Origin of the sequence: Streptomyces boninensis, assembly GCF_048572725.1 — a bacterium.
Classification (GTDB): domain Bacteria; phylum Actinomycetota; class Actinomycetes; order Streptomycetales; family Streptomycetaceae; genus Streptomyces; species Streptomyces boninensis.
On the sequence record NZ_CP183837.1, the window covers coordinates 7,338,745 to 7,354,062 of the forward strand.

The following is a 15,318-nucleotide window of genomic DNA, read 5'->3' on the forward strand; positions in this document are numbered from 1 at the left end:
AGCTGTGGCGGCCGACCTGGTCCGTATCGCACCCCCGCACGCAGGAGCCCGAGCACAGTGCAAGCCAAGGTCCCGGCCACCCGCCGCCCCGGCCCATCGGCCGCTGCCGCCCCACCCGCGGCGCTGCCGTCGGCGCATGCGTCGCTGGTGTGCGTGGCGCTGCCCGCGTTCGTGGTGTCGGCAGAGCACGGCCAGCTAGACGGCACCGGCCTGGAGGGCTTCTATCACGGCGGCCGTCGGCTGCTGTCCCGCTGCCAGGTGCGCGTCTCGGGCGCCGAACCGCTCGCGGTGCAGGGCCGGATGACCGCCGCAGGCCGAGCCCGCTTCGTGGCCACGGTCCGTACCGGCGCCGACCCGGGCCCCGACCCCGACGTCACCCTGGAGCGACTGCGCGACGCGACCGGCCTCGAACGCCTCACCCTCACCAGCAGCGCCACCCGCCCGCTCCGCCTGCAGCTGGAAGCCCAGCTGGGCACGGACCTCGCGGAGCTCGGAGCGATCGCTGCCGGCGCGGCGGGCGGAGAACTGGCCGCGGGAGTGTGGGAGTCGGGCCTGCGCTGGACCACGGGCGGCGCCCAGTCCGTAGTGACGGCGAACCCACCGCCGGACGCCGCGGTGGCCTCGGCCGGCCTCCTCCGCTGGGAATTGCAGCTGCCACCCGGCGGCCGGCACACGATCGAGCTGCGGGTGGGGCCCGGGCGCACGTTGAGTGGAGGGCCCCCCGTCGACGGCGTCCTCGGTGGCGGGGGACATGGCGGCGGGGCCGCGGTCGGCGGAGGGCACGATGGCGGCTCCGCGACCGGCCGCTCTTCGGCCGGCGGCTTCTCGGCCGATGGGCGGCAGCCCGTCAGCCCTCCGCCGCGCGGGCCCATCCCCTGGTCCCGGTCCGCCTGCGCGGGGGGTGACGATGCCCGGGTGGCACCGGCGCTCGCGTCCGCTCTCGATGACCTGGGGGCGCTGCTGTTGCGGGATCCGGGCGCGCCCGTCGATGGCTTTCTCGCCTCGGGAGTCCCGTGGCGCTGCGGGCTGGACCCCGCCGACGCCCTGTGGGCGGCCCGCATGCTCCTCCCGCTCGGTACGGATCTCGCCGCCGGCACGCTGCGCGCCCTCGCCCGCAGCCAGCAGGATCGGGGCCCTCAGGCCGGTCTGCTGCCCGGCCCCGTACGCACCAGCGGGCCGCAACTCCCGCCGCGCTCCGTAGGGATCGAGGCCACACTGCTCTTCCCCGCCGTGCTCGCGGAGGCCCGCCGGTGGGGGCTGTCCGGCCGGGACACCGAGCAACTGCTCCCGACCGCCGAGCGCTGCCTCGCCTGGCTCAGATCGGCGGCGCCCGGCTGCGACCCGGGTGCGCAGCACCACCCGGCCGACCTCTCCGGCTACGTCCCCGACCCCGCGCCCGGCGGCCCGTATCGCTGCGAGACGCAGGCGCATGCCCATCGCGCCGCGCTGCTCGGGGCGGATCTGCTGGACGAGTTCGGACGACCCGGCGCCGACGGCTGGCGCGAATGGGCCGCTGCGCTGCGGGAGAGATTCCGCGCCGACTTCTGGGTCGAGGACCGTTCCGGCGGCCGCCCGGCCGCCGCGCTCAAGCCGGACGGCGACCCGCTGCCGCAGCTCGGCAGCGCTGCCGCGCATCTGCTGGACTCCGGCCTGTCCCGCACCGGACAGTTCGCGGAACCGCTGCTGGACAAGGTGCGGGCGGAGACCCTGGCCCGGCTCCTAGGGGCGCCGGCGCAGGACTGCGGCTGGGGGCTGCGCAGCCTCGGGCGCGGGGAGCCGCGGCACAATCCGTTCGGCCACGGGGGCGGAGCCGTCCGCGTGCTCGACACGGCGGTGGCCGTGGCAGGCCTCTTCGCCACCGGATACGAGAAGGAGGCCGGCTTCCTCCTGCACGGCACCCTCGATGCCGCCGCGCACTTCGGCCACCGCCTCCCCGAGATGTACGCCGGAATACAGCGCACCGAAGGCGGCGCCCCACTGCCGCACCCCGCCGCCTGCCGCCCCGCCGCCACGGCCGCCGCCTCGGTGGTCCACCTGCTGACCGCCGTCACGGGCCTGCGCCCCGACGTCCCGGCGGGCACCGTCACGATCCGCCCCGCGAGCACAGCGCCCCTCGGTGCGCTCCACCTGACGGGGTGGCAGATAGCGGGGGAGCCGTTCTCCGTACGAGTGAGCCGACTCGGCATGGGGATGGTCGAGGAGGCAGCGGCGGGCCTGCAGCTGGGGACGTAACCGGAAGGGGGCCGCCGGGCCGGACCAAGCGGCCAACCGGCCCGGACCGCGCGGCCGACCGGCCCGGGTCACGCGGCCGACCGGGCCGGACTGCGTGACCAAGGGCCTGTTTATCGTCAGGCAGACGACTATGATCGCGGCATGCCACCCTACGACCCGTCGGCCTACCCTCCGTTCGCCGTCACCGTGGACCTGGTCGTGCTGACCGTGCGCAGCCATGCGCTGTGTGCGCTCGCCGTACGCCGCGGGGAGCCCCCGTTCCAGGGCCGGTGGGCGCTGCCCGGCGGGTTTGTGCAGCCGGATGAGGATCTGGAGCAGGCGGCCGCCCGCGAACTCGCCGAGGAGACCGGCCTGCACCCGCACGGCGGCCTCGCCGACGACGGCCCGCCGGAGCGCCCCCAGTCCCAGCCCGCATCCGTCCCGGGCGCGCACCTTGAGCAGCTCGCCACCTACGGCGACCCCAAGCGCGACCCGCGCATGCGCGTGGTCAGCGTGGCGCATCTCGTCCTCGCCCCTGACCTGCCCGCGCCGCGCCCCGGCGGCGACGCCAGCAGCGTGCGGTGGGCGCCGGTGGAGTCGCTGCTCGGGCCCGAAGGGCCTGGCGGGGCTGGCGGGGCTGGCGCGGCGGGCGCGGCGGAGCCGGAGCAGGGGCCGCTGGCCTTCGATCATGCGCGGATCCTGGCCGACGGGGTGGAGCGGGCTCGCTCCAAGATCGAGTATTCGTCGCTGGCGACGGCCTTCTGTCCGCGCGAGTTCACGGTCGGCGAGCTGCGGCGGGTGTACGAGGCGGTGTGGGGTGTGGCCCTCGACCCGCGCAACTTCCACCGGAAGGTCACCGGCACGCCCGGCTTCCTCGTACCCACCGGCGGCACGACGACCCGCCAGGGCGGCCGCCCCGCCCAGCTGTTCAGAGCCGGCGGCGCCACCCTCCTCAACCCGCCCATGCTCCGCCCGGAGGTCTGACCACCGCACCCGCCCGCCCCGCGGCCCCGGCCACCCGCCCGCACCGCAACTCGCCGGAACCCACCCGCTCCGCGATGCCCGATTCTTCCCAATTGTCACGCTAAGGTGTCCCCGTTCCGGACCCCAGCGAGGCGCGAGATGATCCAGGCCATCGGGCTCACCAGCCGACCGCAGAGCAGCGAAAGCGCAAGCGACAGCGGCCACGGCGACGACCGCGACCGCGGCACCGACCGCGACCGCGGCGACGCCACCGTGCGCGGCCTCACCTTCGAAGCCGCCCCCGGCGAGGTCACCGTGCTGCTCGGCGACCCCGGCGCCGGCAAGACCGCCGCCGTCCGCCGCCTGCTCCAGCTCGACCCGGGCCGCGGCACCGCCCTGTTCAACGGCCGCCCGCTGAGCCGGATCGCGGTCCCGGCCCGCGAGGTCGGCACCGTGCTCGGCGACGTGGCCGGCCACCCGGCCCGTACGCTCCGCGCCCACCTGCGCATGCTCGCCGCGGCGATCGGCGTCCCCGCCGTCCGCGCCGACGACGTCCTCGAACTCGTCGGCCTCGACGCCCTCGCCGGCGACCGCCTCGACACCCTCGCCCTCGGCATGGACCGCCGCCTCGGCCTCGCCACCGCCCTGCTCGGCGACCCGCACACCCTCGTCCTCGACGACCCGGCCCGCGACCTGTCGCACCGCGAGGCCGCCTGGTACCACGCCACCCTGCGCGAACTCGCCGGCACCGGCATCTGCGTGTTCACCACCACCGCCGACCCGCGCACCGCCGCCCGCCTCGCCGACCGGGTGCTCAGCCTCGACGCCGGCCGGATCGTCGCCGACCAGCCCGCCGCCGAGTTCGCCCGCACCCGGCTGCGCAGCTGCGTCACCGTCCGCACCCCGCAGGCCGAGCGCCTCGCCACCTACCTCGCCCGCACCGCGAGCACCCCGGACACCCGCGTCGAGGTCGTACGGCACGAAGGAAACCGCCTCGACGTCTACGGCCTGACCTCCGCCGCCGTCGGCGAAATCGCCTTCCGCGGCGGCGTCCTGGTCCACCAGCTCGCCGACTACAGCACGGTCTCCGCCCCGCCGGCCCCCTCCGCCGAGCCCGTCCTCCCGCCCGCCGACCCGGCCTTCACCGGCGAGGCCAGGACCACCCGCGTCCCCGGCCCCGCCCACCCCCTCCGCTACGAGATCCGCCGCATGGCCACCGGCCCCCGCGTCCCCCGCCTCGCCGCCGCCCTCACCGTGCTCGCCTCCGTCGCCGGCGCCGCCCTCCTCGCCCACAGCGGCGGCGCCGACGCCTCCGGCGTGCGGATGCTCACCGGCTGGCACCCGGCCCTGCCGCTGCCCCCGGTCGCGATCGGCGCCGGCTTCGTCGGCGCGCACGCCTTCGCGCAGGAGTTCCGCTACCCCGCCCTCGCCGCGGCCTTCGGCGGCGTCCCCCGCCGCTTCGGGCTGCTCGTCGCCAAGCTCGTCGTGGCCACGGCCGTCGCGCTCGCGCTCCTCGTCGCGGTGGTGTTCGCCGACGCCAGCGCGCTGCTTGTCGGTTACGGAGACATCGTCGACCTGCCCGCGAACTGGGCCACCAGCATGGCCGGTTGGGCGGTCCTCTCCATCGGCTGCGCCTGGACCGGCGTGCTGGCCGCCGGCGTCTTCCGGCACGCCTCGCTCGGCCTCGCCGCCGTGCTGACCGTGCCGGTCGCGGTGAGCCCGCTGCTGGGCGAGTTCGCCGCCACCGGCGCCGCCCGCCGGATCGCCGAGCTGCCACTGCGGGTGCAGGAGGTGTTCCCGATGCCGTGGCCGGCCGGCGCCGCCCGGCTGCTGTCCACCGACCTGGGCCCGGCCGCCCAACCCGTCGGGCAGGCCCTGCTGTTGTCCCTGCTGGCCCTGCTCGGCGCCTACACGCTGACCGCGACCCGGAGCCGGGCCCGCTGACCTGCACAGAGATCCGTACCAAAACCCCCGCACCGCCCCCCACACCCCTCGCACACACGCCCTGAATCGGCGTCAATGCCGAGGTCGCAGGCGATCACCCTTTCGTGTGCTTTTCACGAAAGCCCTCAAGGTCCCACGGAGCCCCGCCGACAAAGGATTTCGTGAGTACCCTTGCGCAGACCATGCAGACCATGATGACCGCGGCTCCCTCGACCGACGGCTATGCCGGCTCGGCGGGCGGCCTCAACCGCTTTGCGTACCAGGAGGGCGCACCAGCCGCACCCACCGCCGCCCCGGCCCCGGCGCCCGCGCCCGCCTGGGACGCGGAGCCCGACCTCGGGCGCAGCGTCCGCCGTGCCGCCACCAGCCGCGGCCGCGGGCTGCACGGCCAACTCGTCCAGCAGCTCGGCCAGATGATCGTCTCCGGCGATCTCGGCGCCGACCGCCCGCTCGTCCCCGAAGAGATCGGACAGCGCTTCGAGGTCTCCCGGACCGTCGTCCGCGAGTCCCTGCGCGTCCTGGAGGCCAAGGGCCTCGTCAGCGCCCGCCCCAACGTGGGCACCCGGGTCCGCCCGGTCAGCGACTGGAACCTGCTCGACCCGGACATCATCGAGTGGCGCGCCTTCGGCCCGCAGCGCGAGGACCAGCGCCGCGAGCTGTGCGAACTCCGCTACACCATCGAGCCGCTGGCCGCCCGCCTCGCCGCCGGACACGGCCGCGAGGACGTCCAGCAGCGGCTCGCCGACATGGCCGAGATCATGAGCCACGCCCTCGTACAGGGCGATGCAGTGACGTTCTCCCGCGCCGACGCCGAGTTCCACTCGCTGGTGATGCAGGTCGCGGGCAACCGCATGCTGGAGCACCTCTCCGGCGTCGTCTCCTCCGCCCTGCAGGTGTCCGGCGGCCCGGTCGGGGGTTGCGACCGCCCGGGCGAGACCTCGGTCGCCAACCACCTGCGCATCGTCGACGCGCTCGCCTCCGGCGACGCCGCCGCCGCCGAGGCGGCCATGCGCCAGCTGCTCTCGGTGCACGAGACGACCGGCACCGAGCGCGTCGTGCCCGCCCCGCGCGAGCACTGACAGCCGGGTGCCGTGCTGTCGTCGCCGGACCTCTCCAAGAGGTCCGGCGACGCGCTTTCCCGGCCGCCGGGCTCTCGCCGGGCCATTAGTGTGACCTGAGCCACGTGGATTGGGCGTAACGCTCTGCGGGAAGGCGCGATGACCTAAGAGGTGGCTCGCGCACCGCTGGTTCAGCGGAGCGTTGTCGCTGCATCCGCCGACGGTCCATCCCCACCGCCGGTCGTTCCCATCGTTCGAGAGGTTGTTCGTGTCGGCCAGCACATCCCGTACGCTCCCGCCGGAGATCGCCGAAGCCGCGTCCGTCATGGCGCTCATCGAGCGGGGAAAGGCCGAAGGGCAGATTGCCGGCGACGACGTGCGCCGTGCCTTCGACGCAGACCAGATTCCGCAGACTCAGTGGAAGAACGTCCTGCGTAGCCTCAACCAGGTCCTCGAAGAGGAGGGTGTGACACTGATGGTCAGTGCCGCTGAGGCGCCGAAGCGCACCCGTAAGACCGCGCCGGCGAAGAACACCCCGGCCGCCGCTCCCAAGCCGGCGGCCAAGAAGACGGTCGCCGCCAAGACGGCCACGAAGAAAACCACCGCCACGGTCCCCGCGGGCGCCGACGAGGCCGCCGTGGAGCCCGCGGCTGCCGAGTCCGCCGACGAGCAGGCCGAGGCCAAGCCGGCGAAGAAGGCGGCGGCGAAGAAGACCGCCGCCAAGAAGCCGGCTGCCAAGAAGACCGCCAAGAAGGCCGCGGCCAAGAAGACCGCCGGCAAGAAGGACGGCGAGGGCGAGGAGTCCGAGGAGGCCGGCACCGGTCCCGAGGGCGCCAAGGCCGAAGGAGCCGAGGGCCCGGAGGGTGAGACCGGCGAGGGCTTCGTCCTGTCCGACGAGGACGAGGACGACGCGCCCGCGCAGCAGGTCGCCGCCGCCGGCGCCACCGCCGACCCGGTCAAGGACTACCTGAAGCAGATCGGCAAGGTCCCGCTCCTCAACGCGGAGCAGGAGGTCGAGCTCGCCAAGCGCATCGAGGCCGGGCTCTTCGCAGAGGACAAGCTCGCCAACTCCGAGAAGCTCGCGCCGAAGCTGCAGCGCGAGCTGGAGATCATCGCCGAGGACGGCCGCCGCGCCAAGAACCACCTCCTCGAAGCGAACCTCCGCCTCGTGGTCTCGCTGGCCAAGCGCTACACCGGCCGCGGCATGCTCTTCCTGGACCTGATCCAGGAGGGCAACCTCGGTCTGATCCGCGCGGTCGAGAAGTTCGACTACACCAAGGGCTACAAGTTCTCCACGTATGCCACCTGGTGGATCCGGCAGGCGATCACCCGCGCGATGGCCGACCAGGCCCGCACCATCCGTATCCCGGTGCACATGGTCGAGGTCATCAACAAGCTGGCCCGCGTCCAGCGCCAGATGCTCCAGGACCTGGGCCGCGAGCCCACCCCGGAGGAGCTGGCCAAGGAGCTCGACATGACCCCGGAGAAGGTCATCGAGGTCCAGAAGTACGGCCGCGAGCCCATCTCGCTGCACACCCCGCTGGGCGAGGACGGCGACAGCGAGTTCGGCGACCTGATCGAGGACTCCGAGGCGGTCGTCCCCGCGGACGCCGTCTCCTTCACCCTCCTGCAGGAGCAGCTGCACTCGGTGCTCGACACCCTCTCCGAGCGCGAGGCGGGCGTCGTTTCGATGCGCTTCGGCCTGACCGACGGTCAGCCGAAGACCCTGGACGAGATCGGCAAGGTCTACGGCGTGACCCGCGAGCGGATCCGCCAGATCGAGTCCAAGACCATGTCGAAGCTGCGGCACCCGTCCCGCTCGCAGGTGCTGCGGGACTACCTCGACTGAGTTGCTACGGGTGCGCGGCGCACCCACGTGAATGAGGCTGTGTGGACACACCGTCCGCTCAGCCTCTTCTCGTTTCTGCGTCAGGAGTCGCCTATGCGCCGCCCCCGTGTGTTAAAGCACCGCCTGCTGTCCGCCTGCGTCCTTATGGCCCTGCTGCTGCCGCTGGCGGTGCTCCAGCTCCCGGCGGCGCCCAGGGCGGCCGCCGACGGCGTGGTGGTGGGCGGCAAGCCGGTGCAGATAGGGGACAGCCCCTGGATAGTGGCCCTCACCAGCCGGGAGCAGTACGGGCGGGAGCGCTCGGGGCAGTTCTGCGCCGGGGTGCTGATCGCGCCGGCGAAGGTGATAACGGTGGCGCACTGCCTGACCCGCCAGGTGCTCGGCGCCCCCCTCGAAGAGGTGCGCGACCTGCGGGTGGTGGCGGGGCGCGGCAATCTGCGCGGTGGTGCCGGGCAGGAGATCAAGATCCGCCAGGCCTGGGTCAACCCGGACTACGACAGCTGGACCAACGCGGGGGACATCGCCGTACTCACCCTGGAGCGACCCGCCACTCGGGGCAAGCCGATCCAAATGGCCGCCGGCGGCGACGACGACGCGTACGAGGCCGGGGGCGCCGCGCGGGTCTACGGCTGGGGCGACACCAAGGGCGACGGCAGCTACGCCACCTCGCTGCACGCGGCCGAGGTGAAGGTGCTCGGCGACCGGATGTGCAGGTCGGCCTATCCGGCGGGGAGCCTTGACGGTACGTACACGACCCGCTCCATGCTGTGTGCGGGGGTGCCCGCGGGCGGGAAGGATGCCTGCCAGGGGGACAGCGGCGGGCCGCTGGTGGCCAAGGGGCGCCTGATCGGGCTGGTGTCCTGGGGGAACGGCTGCGGGGAGCGCGGGAACCCGGGGGTCTACACCCGCATCTCGGGCGTGCAGCCGCAGCTGGTGGCCCACGCGCGGAAGGAACTGCCGAAGCCGCAGGGGGCCGGCAAGGACTGAAAGCGCTGACGGGTCTGAAGGGCCCGCTGACGGGCCTGAAAGGCCCGAGGGAGCCCCAGGAGCCGAACGGGCGGCCCTCCCCTGATCCGTCAGGGGGAGGCCGCCCGAACGCCGGTCCTGGACCGGCACGGCTCGTCTGGGAAGCGTCGTATCAGCGTTCCTCGGTGTCGGCGGAGGGAGTAGCGGTCAGCTTCTCCGTCTCGTCCTGTATCTCGGCGGCGATCTTCTTGAGTTCGGGCTCGAACTTGCGCCCGTGGTGGGCACAGAAGAGCAGTTCGCCACCGCTCATCAGGACGACGCGCAGGTATGCCTGGGCGCCGCAACGGTCGCAGCGGTCAGCGGCCGTCAGCGGGCTCGACGGTGTCAGAACTGTAGTCACGTCGCCTCTTCTCTAGCTCGACGAGCTGTCGTACCAGGGTCAACATCCAACCAGTCCGAAAACGTTCCCGCCCGGGCTTTACCTCGGGGTGGGTTCGCTCACAGCGGACAGATGCGACCGGGGTGGCGGCGAAATGTGCCGTAGTGCATTTTTGGTGCGCTGCTGGGCTTTTCGCTTCTTTACAGGGGCTGTCCTCCCCGGCTGGCTTGCCGGTTGTCCATGAGGACGTGCCCGGAGCCTAAATGGTTCATGCCGGGATGGGAACGTGATGTGGGCGTCACTCCTTCGAGGGATCGAACATCTGCTCGACACGGTACTAGCATGGAGCCACGAGCAAGTGCCTGCACACCAGTCCTGCCAAGGGGTCGGTACCCTCTGACGGGCGCCACCAGGCACCACACACCTGAATTCAGCGAGGAGCGAACTTACGTGTCCGCCGCAGTGTCGACCACCGATGTGCCCTCCCTGCTCGCCGCGGCAGACCGCGACGAGTCGAACTACACCGCGCGGCACCTCCTCGTCCTCGAGGGCCTCGAGGCCGTCCGCAAGCGCCCCGGCATGTACATCGGCTCCACGGACAGCCGCGGCCTCATGCACTGCCTGTGGGAGATCATCGACAACTCCGTCGACGAGGCCCTGGGCGGCTATTGCGACCACATCGAGGTCCTGCTGCATGCGGACGGCTCGGTCGAGGTCAGGGACAACGGCCGCGGCATCCCCGTCGACAAGGAGCCCAAGACGGGGCTCTCCGGCGTCGAGGTCGTCATGACCAAGCTGCACGCCGGCGGCAAGTTCGGCGGCGGCGCCTATGCCGCCTCCGGCGGCCTGCACGGCGTCGGCGCCTCCGTGGTCAACGCGCTCTCCTCTCGCCTGGACGTCGAGGTCGACCACTCCTCCCGTACGCACACGATCAGCTTCCGCCGCGGCGTCCCCGGCGGCTTTACGGGCGACGGGCCGGACGCGAAGTTCACCGCCGCCAGCGGGATGACCAAGACCAAGAAGGTCCCCAAGACCCGCACCGGCACCCGCGTGCGCTATTGGGCGGACCGGCAGATCTTCCTCAAGGACGCCCGCCTCTCCCTGGAGGAGCTGCAGGCCCGCGCCCGCCAGACCGCCTTCCTCGTCCCCGGCCTCACCCTCGCCATCAAGGACGAGCGCGGGATCGACGGCGCCGAGCCGACCACCGAGATCTTCCGCTACGACGGCGGGATCAGCGAGTTCACCGAGTACCTGGCGCCGGACAAGCCCGTGTCCGACGTGCTGCGGCTGCAGGGCTCCGGCACCTTCAAGGAGACCGTCCCGGTCCTCGACGACCAGGGCCACATGACGCCCACCGAGGTCCAGCGCGACCTGGGCGTCGACATCGCGCTGCGCTGGGGTACCGGCTACGAGACGACCATGAAGTCGTTCGTGAACATCATCGCCACCCCCAAGGGCGGCACCCACGTCTCCGGCTTCGAGCGCTCCATCACCAAGACCGTCAATGAGGTGCTGCGCGGCGCCGTGAAGCTGCTGCGCGCCGCCGAGGACGACGTGGTCAAGGACGACGTCACCGAGGGCCTGACGGCGGTCGTGACGGTCCGGCTGGCGGAGCCGCAGTTCGAGGGCCAGACGAAGGAGGTGCTGGGCACCTCGGCGGCCTCGCGGATCGTCGCCAATGTCGTCGCCAAGGAGCTCAAGGCGTTCCTCACCTCCACGAAGCGCGACCAGAAGGCGCAGGCCCGCTCGGTCCTGGAGAAGATCGTCGCCGCGGCCCGCACCCGCATCGCCGCCCGCCAGCACAAGGAGGCGCAGCGCCGTAAGACGGCCCTGGAGTCCTCGTCCCTGCCCGCGAAGCTGGCGGACTGCCGCAGCGATGCCGTGGACCGCTCCGAGCTCTTCATCGTCGAGGGCGACTCCGCGCTGGGCACCGCGAAGCTGGCGCGGAATTCCGAATTCCAGGCGCTGCTGCCGATCCGCGGCAAGATCCTCAATGTCCAGAAGTCATCGATCTCGGACATGCTGAAGAACGCCGAGTGCTCCGCGATCATCCAGGTCATAGGAGCAGGCTCCGGCCGGAGCTTCGACATCGACCAGGCGCGCTACGGCAAGGTGATCTTCCTCGCCGACGCGGATGTGGACGGCGCGCACATCCGCTGCCTGCTGCTGACCCTCTTCCAGCGCTATATGCGCCCGATGGTCGAGGAGGGCCGGGTCTTTTCGGCGGTCCCGCCGCTGCACCGCATCGAGCTGATCAATCCGAAGAAGGGCGTCGACAAGTACATCTACACGTACTCCGACAACGAGCTGCGCCAGACCATCCTGGAGCTCGAGCGCAAGGGCACCCGCTACAAGGACGCCATCCAGCGCTACAAGGGCCTCGGCGAAATGGACGCCGACCAGCTCGCGGAGACCACGATGGACCCCCGCCACCGCACCCTGCGCCGCATCAACATCGGCGACCTGGAGGCGGCGGAGGAGGCCTTCAACCTGCTGATGGGCAATGAGGTGGCGCCGCGCAAGGAGTTCATCACGAACTCGGCGGCGACCCTTGACCGCTCGCGGATCGACACCTGAGCCGCGGCATCGACGCCTGAGGCGGCGCCGTCTCCACCCCCGGGTGGAGACGGAACCTCCACCCGGGTTCCACCCCGGCTCCGATCCAGGTCAGCGGGCGGATCCGTAACTTCGTGGGTGTCGGAAGCGACGAGCGCTTTCGAAGCCGAATCCGCAGCCGGAGGCCGTCATGTCCACCCTCGCCAACGTCCTGGCCATAGTCGCCGTGATCGCGCTGGTGTTGAGCCGTCAGTTCCGTACGACGCAGGTCACGGCGGGCGGCCGCTGGTGGCTGATCCCCGCGGTGCTCGCCTTCCTGGCGCTGCGCAACTACGCCCTCGTGGACACCGCCCACGCCGGCGCCTCCGCCGGGCTGCTGGTGCTGGAGCTGGTGGCCGGCGGGCTGATGGGCGTCGCCTGGGCGTCGACCACGCGGATGTGGACCGAGGGCGACGGCACCGTGTGGGCCAAGGGGACCAAGGCCACCGCCCTCGTGTGGGTGGGCGGGATCCTGATGCGGGGTGCGGTCGTCGGGCTCGGGCTCGCGCTGGGCGTGGCGCTGAGCATCGGCGGGCTGATGCTGTCGCTGGCGCTGAGCCTCTTCGTACGGGCCGCGGTGATCCGGTGGCGGGGCGCGCAGCTGCGGTCGGAGTACGGTGGTGCCGCGCTCGCGCCGCAGGCACAGCCGGCGCTGACGAAGGAAACCGTGTGACCTCGCAGACCTGGTTCGGCTGGCCCTCGGGGGGCGTGAGCTCCCGCGAGGGCCAGGCGCATGCCAGCCGGCCAGTGGCCCGCGTCGGGCGGCTGATCCTGCTGGCGCTGCTGATCGGCACGCTGTTCACCCACGAGCCGTTCCAGGGGCCGGGCGCCGCCATCGGCGCGGTCGGCCTCGTCGCCGTGCTCGCGGCCCTGCGGCGGTTCACCACGTACACCGCCGCCCGCCAGGTGTGGCCCGCGCTCGTCATGCTCGCCTTCGCGCTGACGCTCGCGATCGCCGCGGTGGCATACGGGGCGCGGGTGACGGGGCTCGTGGTGTGCTGCGTCGTCGCGGTCTTCGCGATCGGGCGGCTGCCGCTGGCGGCCGGGCTGCCCGCGATGCTGGTGCCGCTGGCGGCGTATGCGGTCTTCAGCGATGACAGCGCGTTCGCCACCGCCGCCACCATGGGGGGCGTCGCCCTCGGCGGCTACGTGATCCGGCTCGACGCCGATGCCCGCCGCCGGAATCAGCGGCTGGTGGAGCAGGAGCTCGCCGCCCGTAAAGCCGAGGCCGAGACGGCGGCGCTGGACGAACGCGCCCGGATCGCCCGCGAGATCCACGACGTGCTGGCGCACAGCCTGTCCGCGCAGCTCGTCCACCTGGAGGCGGCCCGGCTGCTCATCGAGCGGGACGGCGACCGCGAGCAGGTGCTGGAACGGGTCGTCGCCGCCCGCGGCATGGCCCGCGAGGGGCTCGCCGAGACCCGGCAGGCGCTGTCGGCGCTGCGCGGCGACATCGCGCCGGTGGACGGCTATTTGCGCGAGCTCGCGGCCGACCCGCTGGTGGAGGTCGCGGTCGCGGGCGAGCCGCGGGCGCTGCCGACCGAGGCGGGGCAGGCGGTGCGGCGGGTCGCGCAGGAGGCGCTGACGAATGTGCGCAAGCATGCGCCGGGTGCGCGGGTCCGGGTGTCGTTCGCGTACGGGGACGGGGAAGTGACGCTGGAGGTACGCGACGAGGGCGGCACGCGGGCTGCGGGTGAGCTGGCGGCGTCCGGGGCCGGGTACGGTCTGCGGGGGATGCGCGAGCGCGCCGAGCTGCTGGGTGGCACGCTGGCGGCCGGACCCGAAGGGAAGGGCTTTGCGGTGAAGTTGCGAGTGCCGGTGTGACGGGTGTGACGCGCCGGGTGGTGGTCGCGGACGACCAGACGGTGGTGCGCGAGGGCATCGTCATGCTGCTTGGGCTGCTGCCCGGCATCGAGGTGGTGGGCGCGGCCGGCGACGGCGAGGAGGCGGTGGCGCTGGTCGCCGAGCATGCGCCTGACGTGGTGCTGATGGACCTGCGGATGCCGCGCGTCGACGGGGTCGCGGCTACGCGGCGGATCCGGAGTGAGCATCCGGGGACGCAGGTGGTGGTGCTGACGACGTATGCGGATGACGAGTCGCTCTTTCCCGCGCTGGAGGCCGGTGCGCGGGGGTATCTGACGAAGGATGCGGGGGCGGAGGAGATTGTCCGGGCGATTGACAGTGTGCTGTCGGGGGAGGCGGGGTTGTCGCCCAAGGTGCAGGCGATGTTGCTGGAGCGAGTGGCCACGCCTGGTCCCACTCCCGCTGCTGCAGTGACGAGCGAGCCGCCGGACGGGCTGACGGCGCGGGAGGCCGAGGTGCTGTCGCTCGTGGCCGAGGGCTTGAGCAATACGGAGATCGCGCGGCGGTTGCATGTGTCGCAGGCGACGGTGAAGACGCACATCAACAACTTGTTCGCGAAGACTGGGGTACGGGATCGGGCGCAGGCGGTGCGGTACGCCTATCGGCGAGGGCTGGTGGATTAGAGCTCGCTTGAGCGGAGCGCTTCCACAAAGGCCGCCACCGGCGCCGGAGCCGGCGGCTTTCCGTACACCATCGCGCTCACCGTCCGCCTGTCGCCCGGCAGGCGCCGCACTCGTACGTCCTTGTGCCGGTGCGCGCGCAGCGCCAATCCCGGGAGCGTCGAGACGCCTACGCCCGCCGCCACCAGAGCCTGCACCGCCACATAGTCGTCCGTCTCGAAGGCGATCCGCGGCACGAAGCCCGCTCGTTCGCACGACGCCAGCAGGTGGGCGCGGCAGCGTTCGCAGCCGGCGATCCAGGGCTCGTTCGCGTACGCCACCAGACCGCCGCGTGCCGCCTTGCGCGTCACCAAGTACGTCGGCTCCGCCATCAGCGGTGTCGCCGTTACGTTCAGCCGGCCCGACTCCGGGGCGTCGTCGTGCTCGAAGACCAGCGCCACGTCCACGTCGCCGGCGCGGAGCGCCGCCAGCGCCGCCGGGGGTTCGGCCTCCGTCAGCGCCAGTTCGACGCCCGGGTGGTCCGCCGCGAAGCGGGTCGCGGCCGCCGGGACCAGCGTCGCCAGCGCCGACGGGAAGGCCGCGACCCGGACTCGCCCCGCGCGCAGCCCCGCGTGCGCCGCCAGCTCCAGCTGCGTAGCCGCCAGGCGGCCGAGGATCTCCTCCGCCCGCTCCGCGAGCAGTCGGCCCGCGTCCGTGAGGCGGATGCCGCGGCCCGCGCGCTGCAGCAGCGGGACGCCGGCCTCCTCCTCCAGGCGGGCCAGGTGGTGGCTGACGGAGGGCTGGGCGTAGTTGAGGGCGTCGGCGGCCGCCGTTACGGAGCCTTCGCGGGCGACGGCGGCCAGGACGCGTAGGCGGGTGAGATCCATACATCGA

Annotated in this window: 12 protein-coding genes; 10 read left to right on the forward strand and 2 right to left on the reverse strand. The window is 72.7% G+C overall.

Annotated features, from left to right (window positions below; all coding sequences use genetic code 11):
- Positions 1 to 57: 57 nt before the first annotated feature.
- The 6 genes from ACNNMR_RS33470 (at position 58) to ACNNMR_RS33495 (ending at position 9,009) form a co-directional block, all read left to right on the forward strand.
- The gene (locus ACNNMR_RS33470; RefSeq protein WP_419998437.1) at positions 58 to 2,232 is read left to right on the forward strand and encodes a glycogen debranching N-terminal domain-containing protein; all 2,175 of its coding nucleotides are present in this window, start codon (positions 58 to 60) and stop codon (positions 2,230 to 2,232) included.
- A 141-nt stretch (positions 2,233 to 2,373) separates the two neighbouring features.
- Complete coding sequence (locus ACNNMR_RS33475) at positions 2,374 to 3,195, forward strand: NUDIX hydrolase (RefSeq protein WP_419998438.1); 822 nt, start codon at positions 2,374 to 2,376, stop codon at positions 3,193 to 3,195.
- A gap of 138 nt (positions 3,196 to 3,333) precedes the next feature.
- Complete coding sequence (locus ACNNMR_RS33480) at positions 3,334 to 5,118, forward strand: ATP-binding cassette domain-containing protein (protein ID WP_419998439.1); 1,785 nt, start codon at positions 3,334 to 3,336, stop codon at positions 5,116 to 5,118.
- A gap of 191 nt (positions 5,119 to 5,309) precedes the next feature.
- A complete protein-coding gene (locus ACNNMR_RS33485; protein ID WP_420000568.1) occupies positions 5,310 to 6,197 on the forward strand; it encodes a FadR/GntR family transcriptional regulator in 888 nt (295 codons plus the stop codon).
- A gap of 241 nt (positions 6,198 to 6,438) precedes the next feature.
- A complete protein-coding gene (locus ACNNMR_RS33490) occupies positions 6,439 to 8,025 on the forward strand; it encodes an RNA polymerase sigma factor (RefSeq protein WP_419998440.1) in 1,587 nt (528 codons plus the stop codon).
- Positions 8,026 to 8,118: 93 nt separating this feature from the next.
- Positions 8,119 to 9,009, forward strand: a complete 891-nt coding sequence (locus ACNNMR_RS33495) for a S1 family serine peptidase (RefSeq protein WP_419998441.1) — start codon at positions 8,119 to 8,121, stop codon at positions 9,007 to 9,009.
- A gap of 151 nt (positions 9,010 to 9,160) precedes the next feature.
- On the opposite strand, the gene ACNNMR_RS33500 is transcribed toward ACNNMR_RS33495, so the two are convergent.
- On the reverse strand, positions 9,161 to 9,388 hold the full coding sequence (locus tag ACNNMR_RS33500; RefSeq protein ID WP_419998442.1) for a DUF7455 domain-containing protein: 228 nt from the start codon (positions 9,386 to 9,388) through the stop codon (positions 9,161 to 9,163).
- Between the two features lie 429 nt (positions 9,389 to 9,817).
- Between ACNNMR_RS33500 and ACNNMR_RS33505 the strand changes: the two genes are divergently transcribed.
- From ACNNMR_RS33505 to ACNNMR_RS33520, 4 genes are all read left to right on the forward strand, one after another.
- Positions 9,818 to 11,944 carry a DNA gyrase/topoisomerase IV subunit B gene (locus ACNNMR_RS33505; protein WP_419998443.1) on the forward strand — a complete coding sequence of 709 codons (2,127 nt, stop codon included), beginning with the start codon at positions 9,818 to 9,820 and terminating at the stop codon, positions 11,942 to 11,944.
- A 169-nt stretch (positions 11,945 to 12,113) separates the two neighbouring features.
- Entirely contained in the window at positions 12,114 to 12,635 is a 522-nt protein-coding gene (locus ACNNMR_RS33510) for a DUF1453 domain-containing protein (RefSeq protein WP_419998444.1), read from the forward strand.
- A complete protein-coding gene (locus ACNNMR_RS33515) occupies positions 12,632 to 13,786 on the forward strand; it encodes a sensor histidine kinase (protein WP_419998445.1) in 1,155 nt (384 codons plus the stop codon). The genes ACNNMR_RS33510 and ACNNMR_RS33515 overlap by 4 nt, the downstream gene beginning before the upstream one ends.
- 5 nt (positions 13,787 to 13,791) lie before the next feature.
- Positions 13,792 to 14,448, forward strand: a complete 657-nt coding sequence (locus ACNNMR_RS33520) for a response regulator (RefSeq protein ID WP_420000569.1) — start codon at positions 13,792 to 13,794, stop codon at positions 14,446 to 14,448.
- Here the strand turns inward: ACNNMR_RS33520 and ACNNMR_RS33525 are convergent.
- The gene (locus ACNNMR_RS33525) at positions 14,445 to 15,311 is read right to left on the reverse strand and encodes a LysR family transcriptional regulator (protein WP_419998446.1); all 867 of its coding nucleotides are present in this window, start codon (positions 15,309 to 15,311) and stop codon (positions 14,445 to 14,447) included. The two genes, ACNNMR_RS33520 and ACNNMR_RS33525, sit on opposite strands and share 4 nt — an antisense overlap.
- Positions 15,312 to 15,318 lie beyond the last annotated feature (7 nt).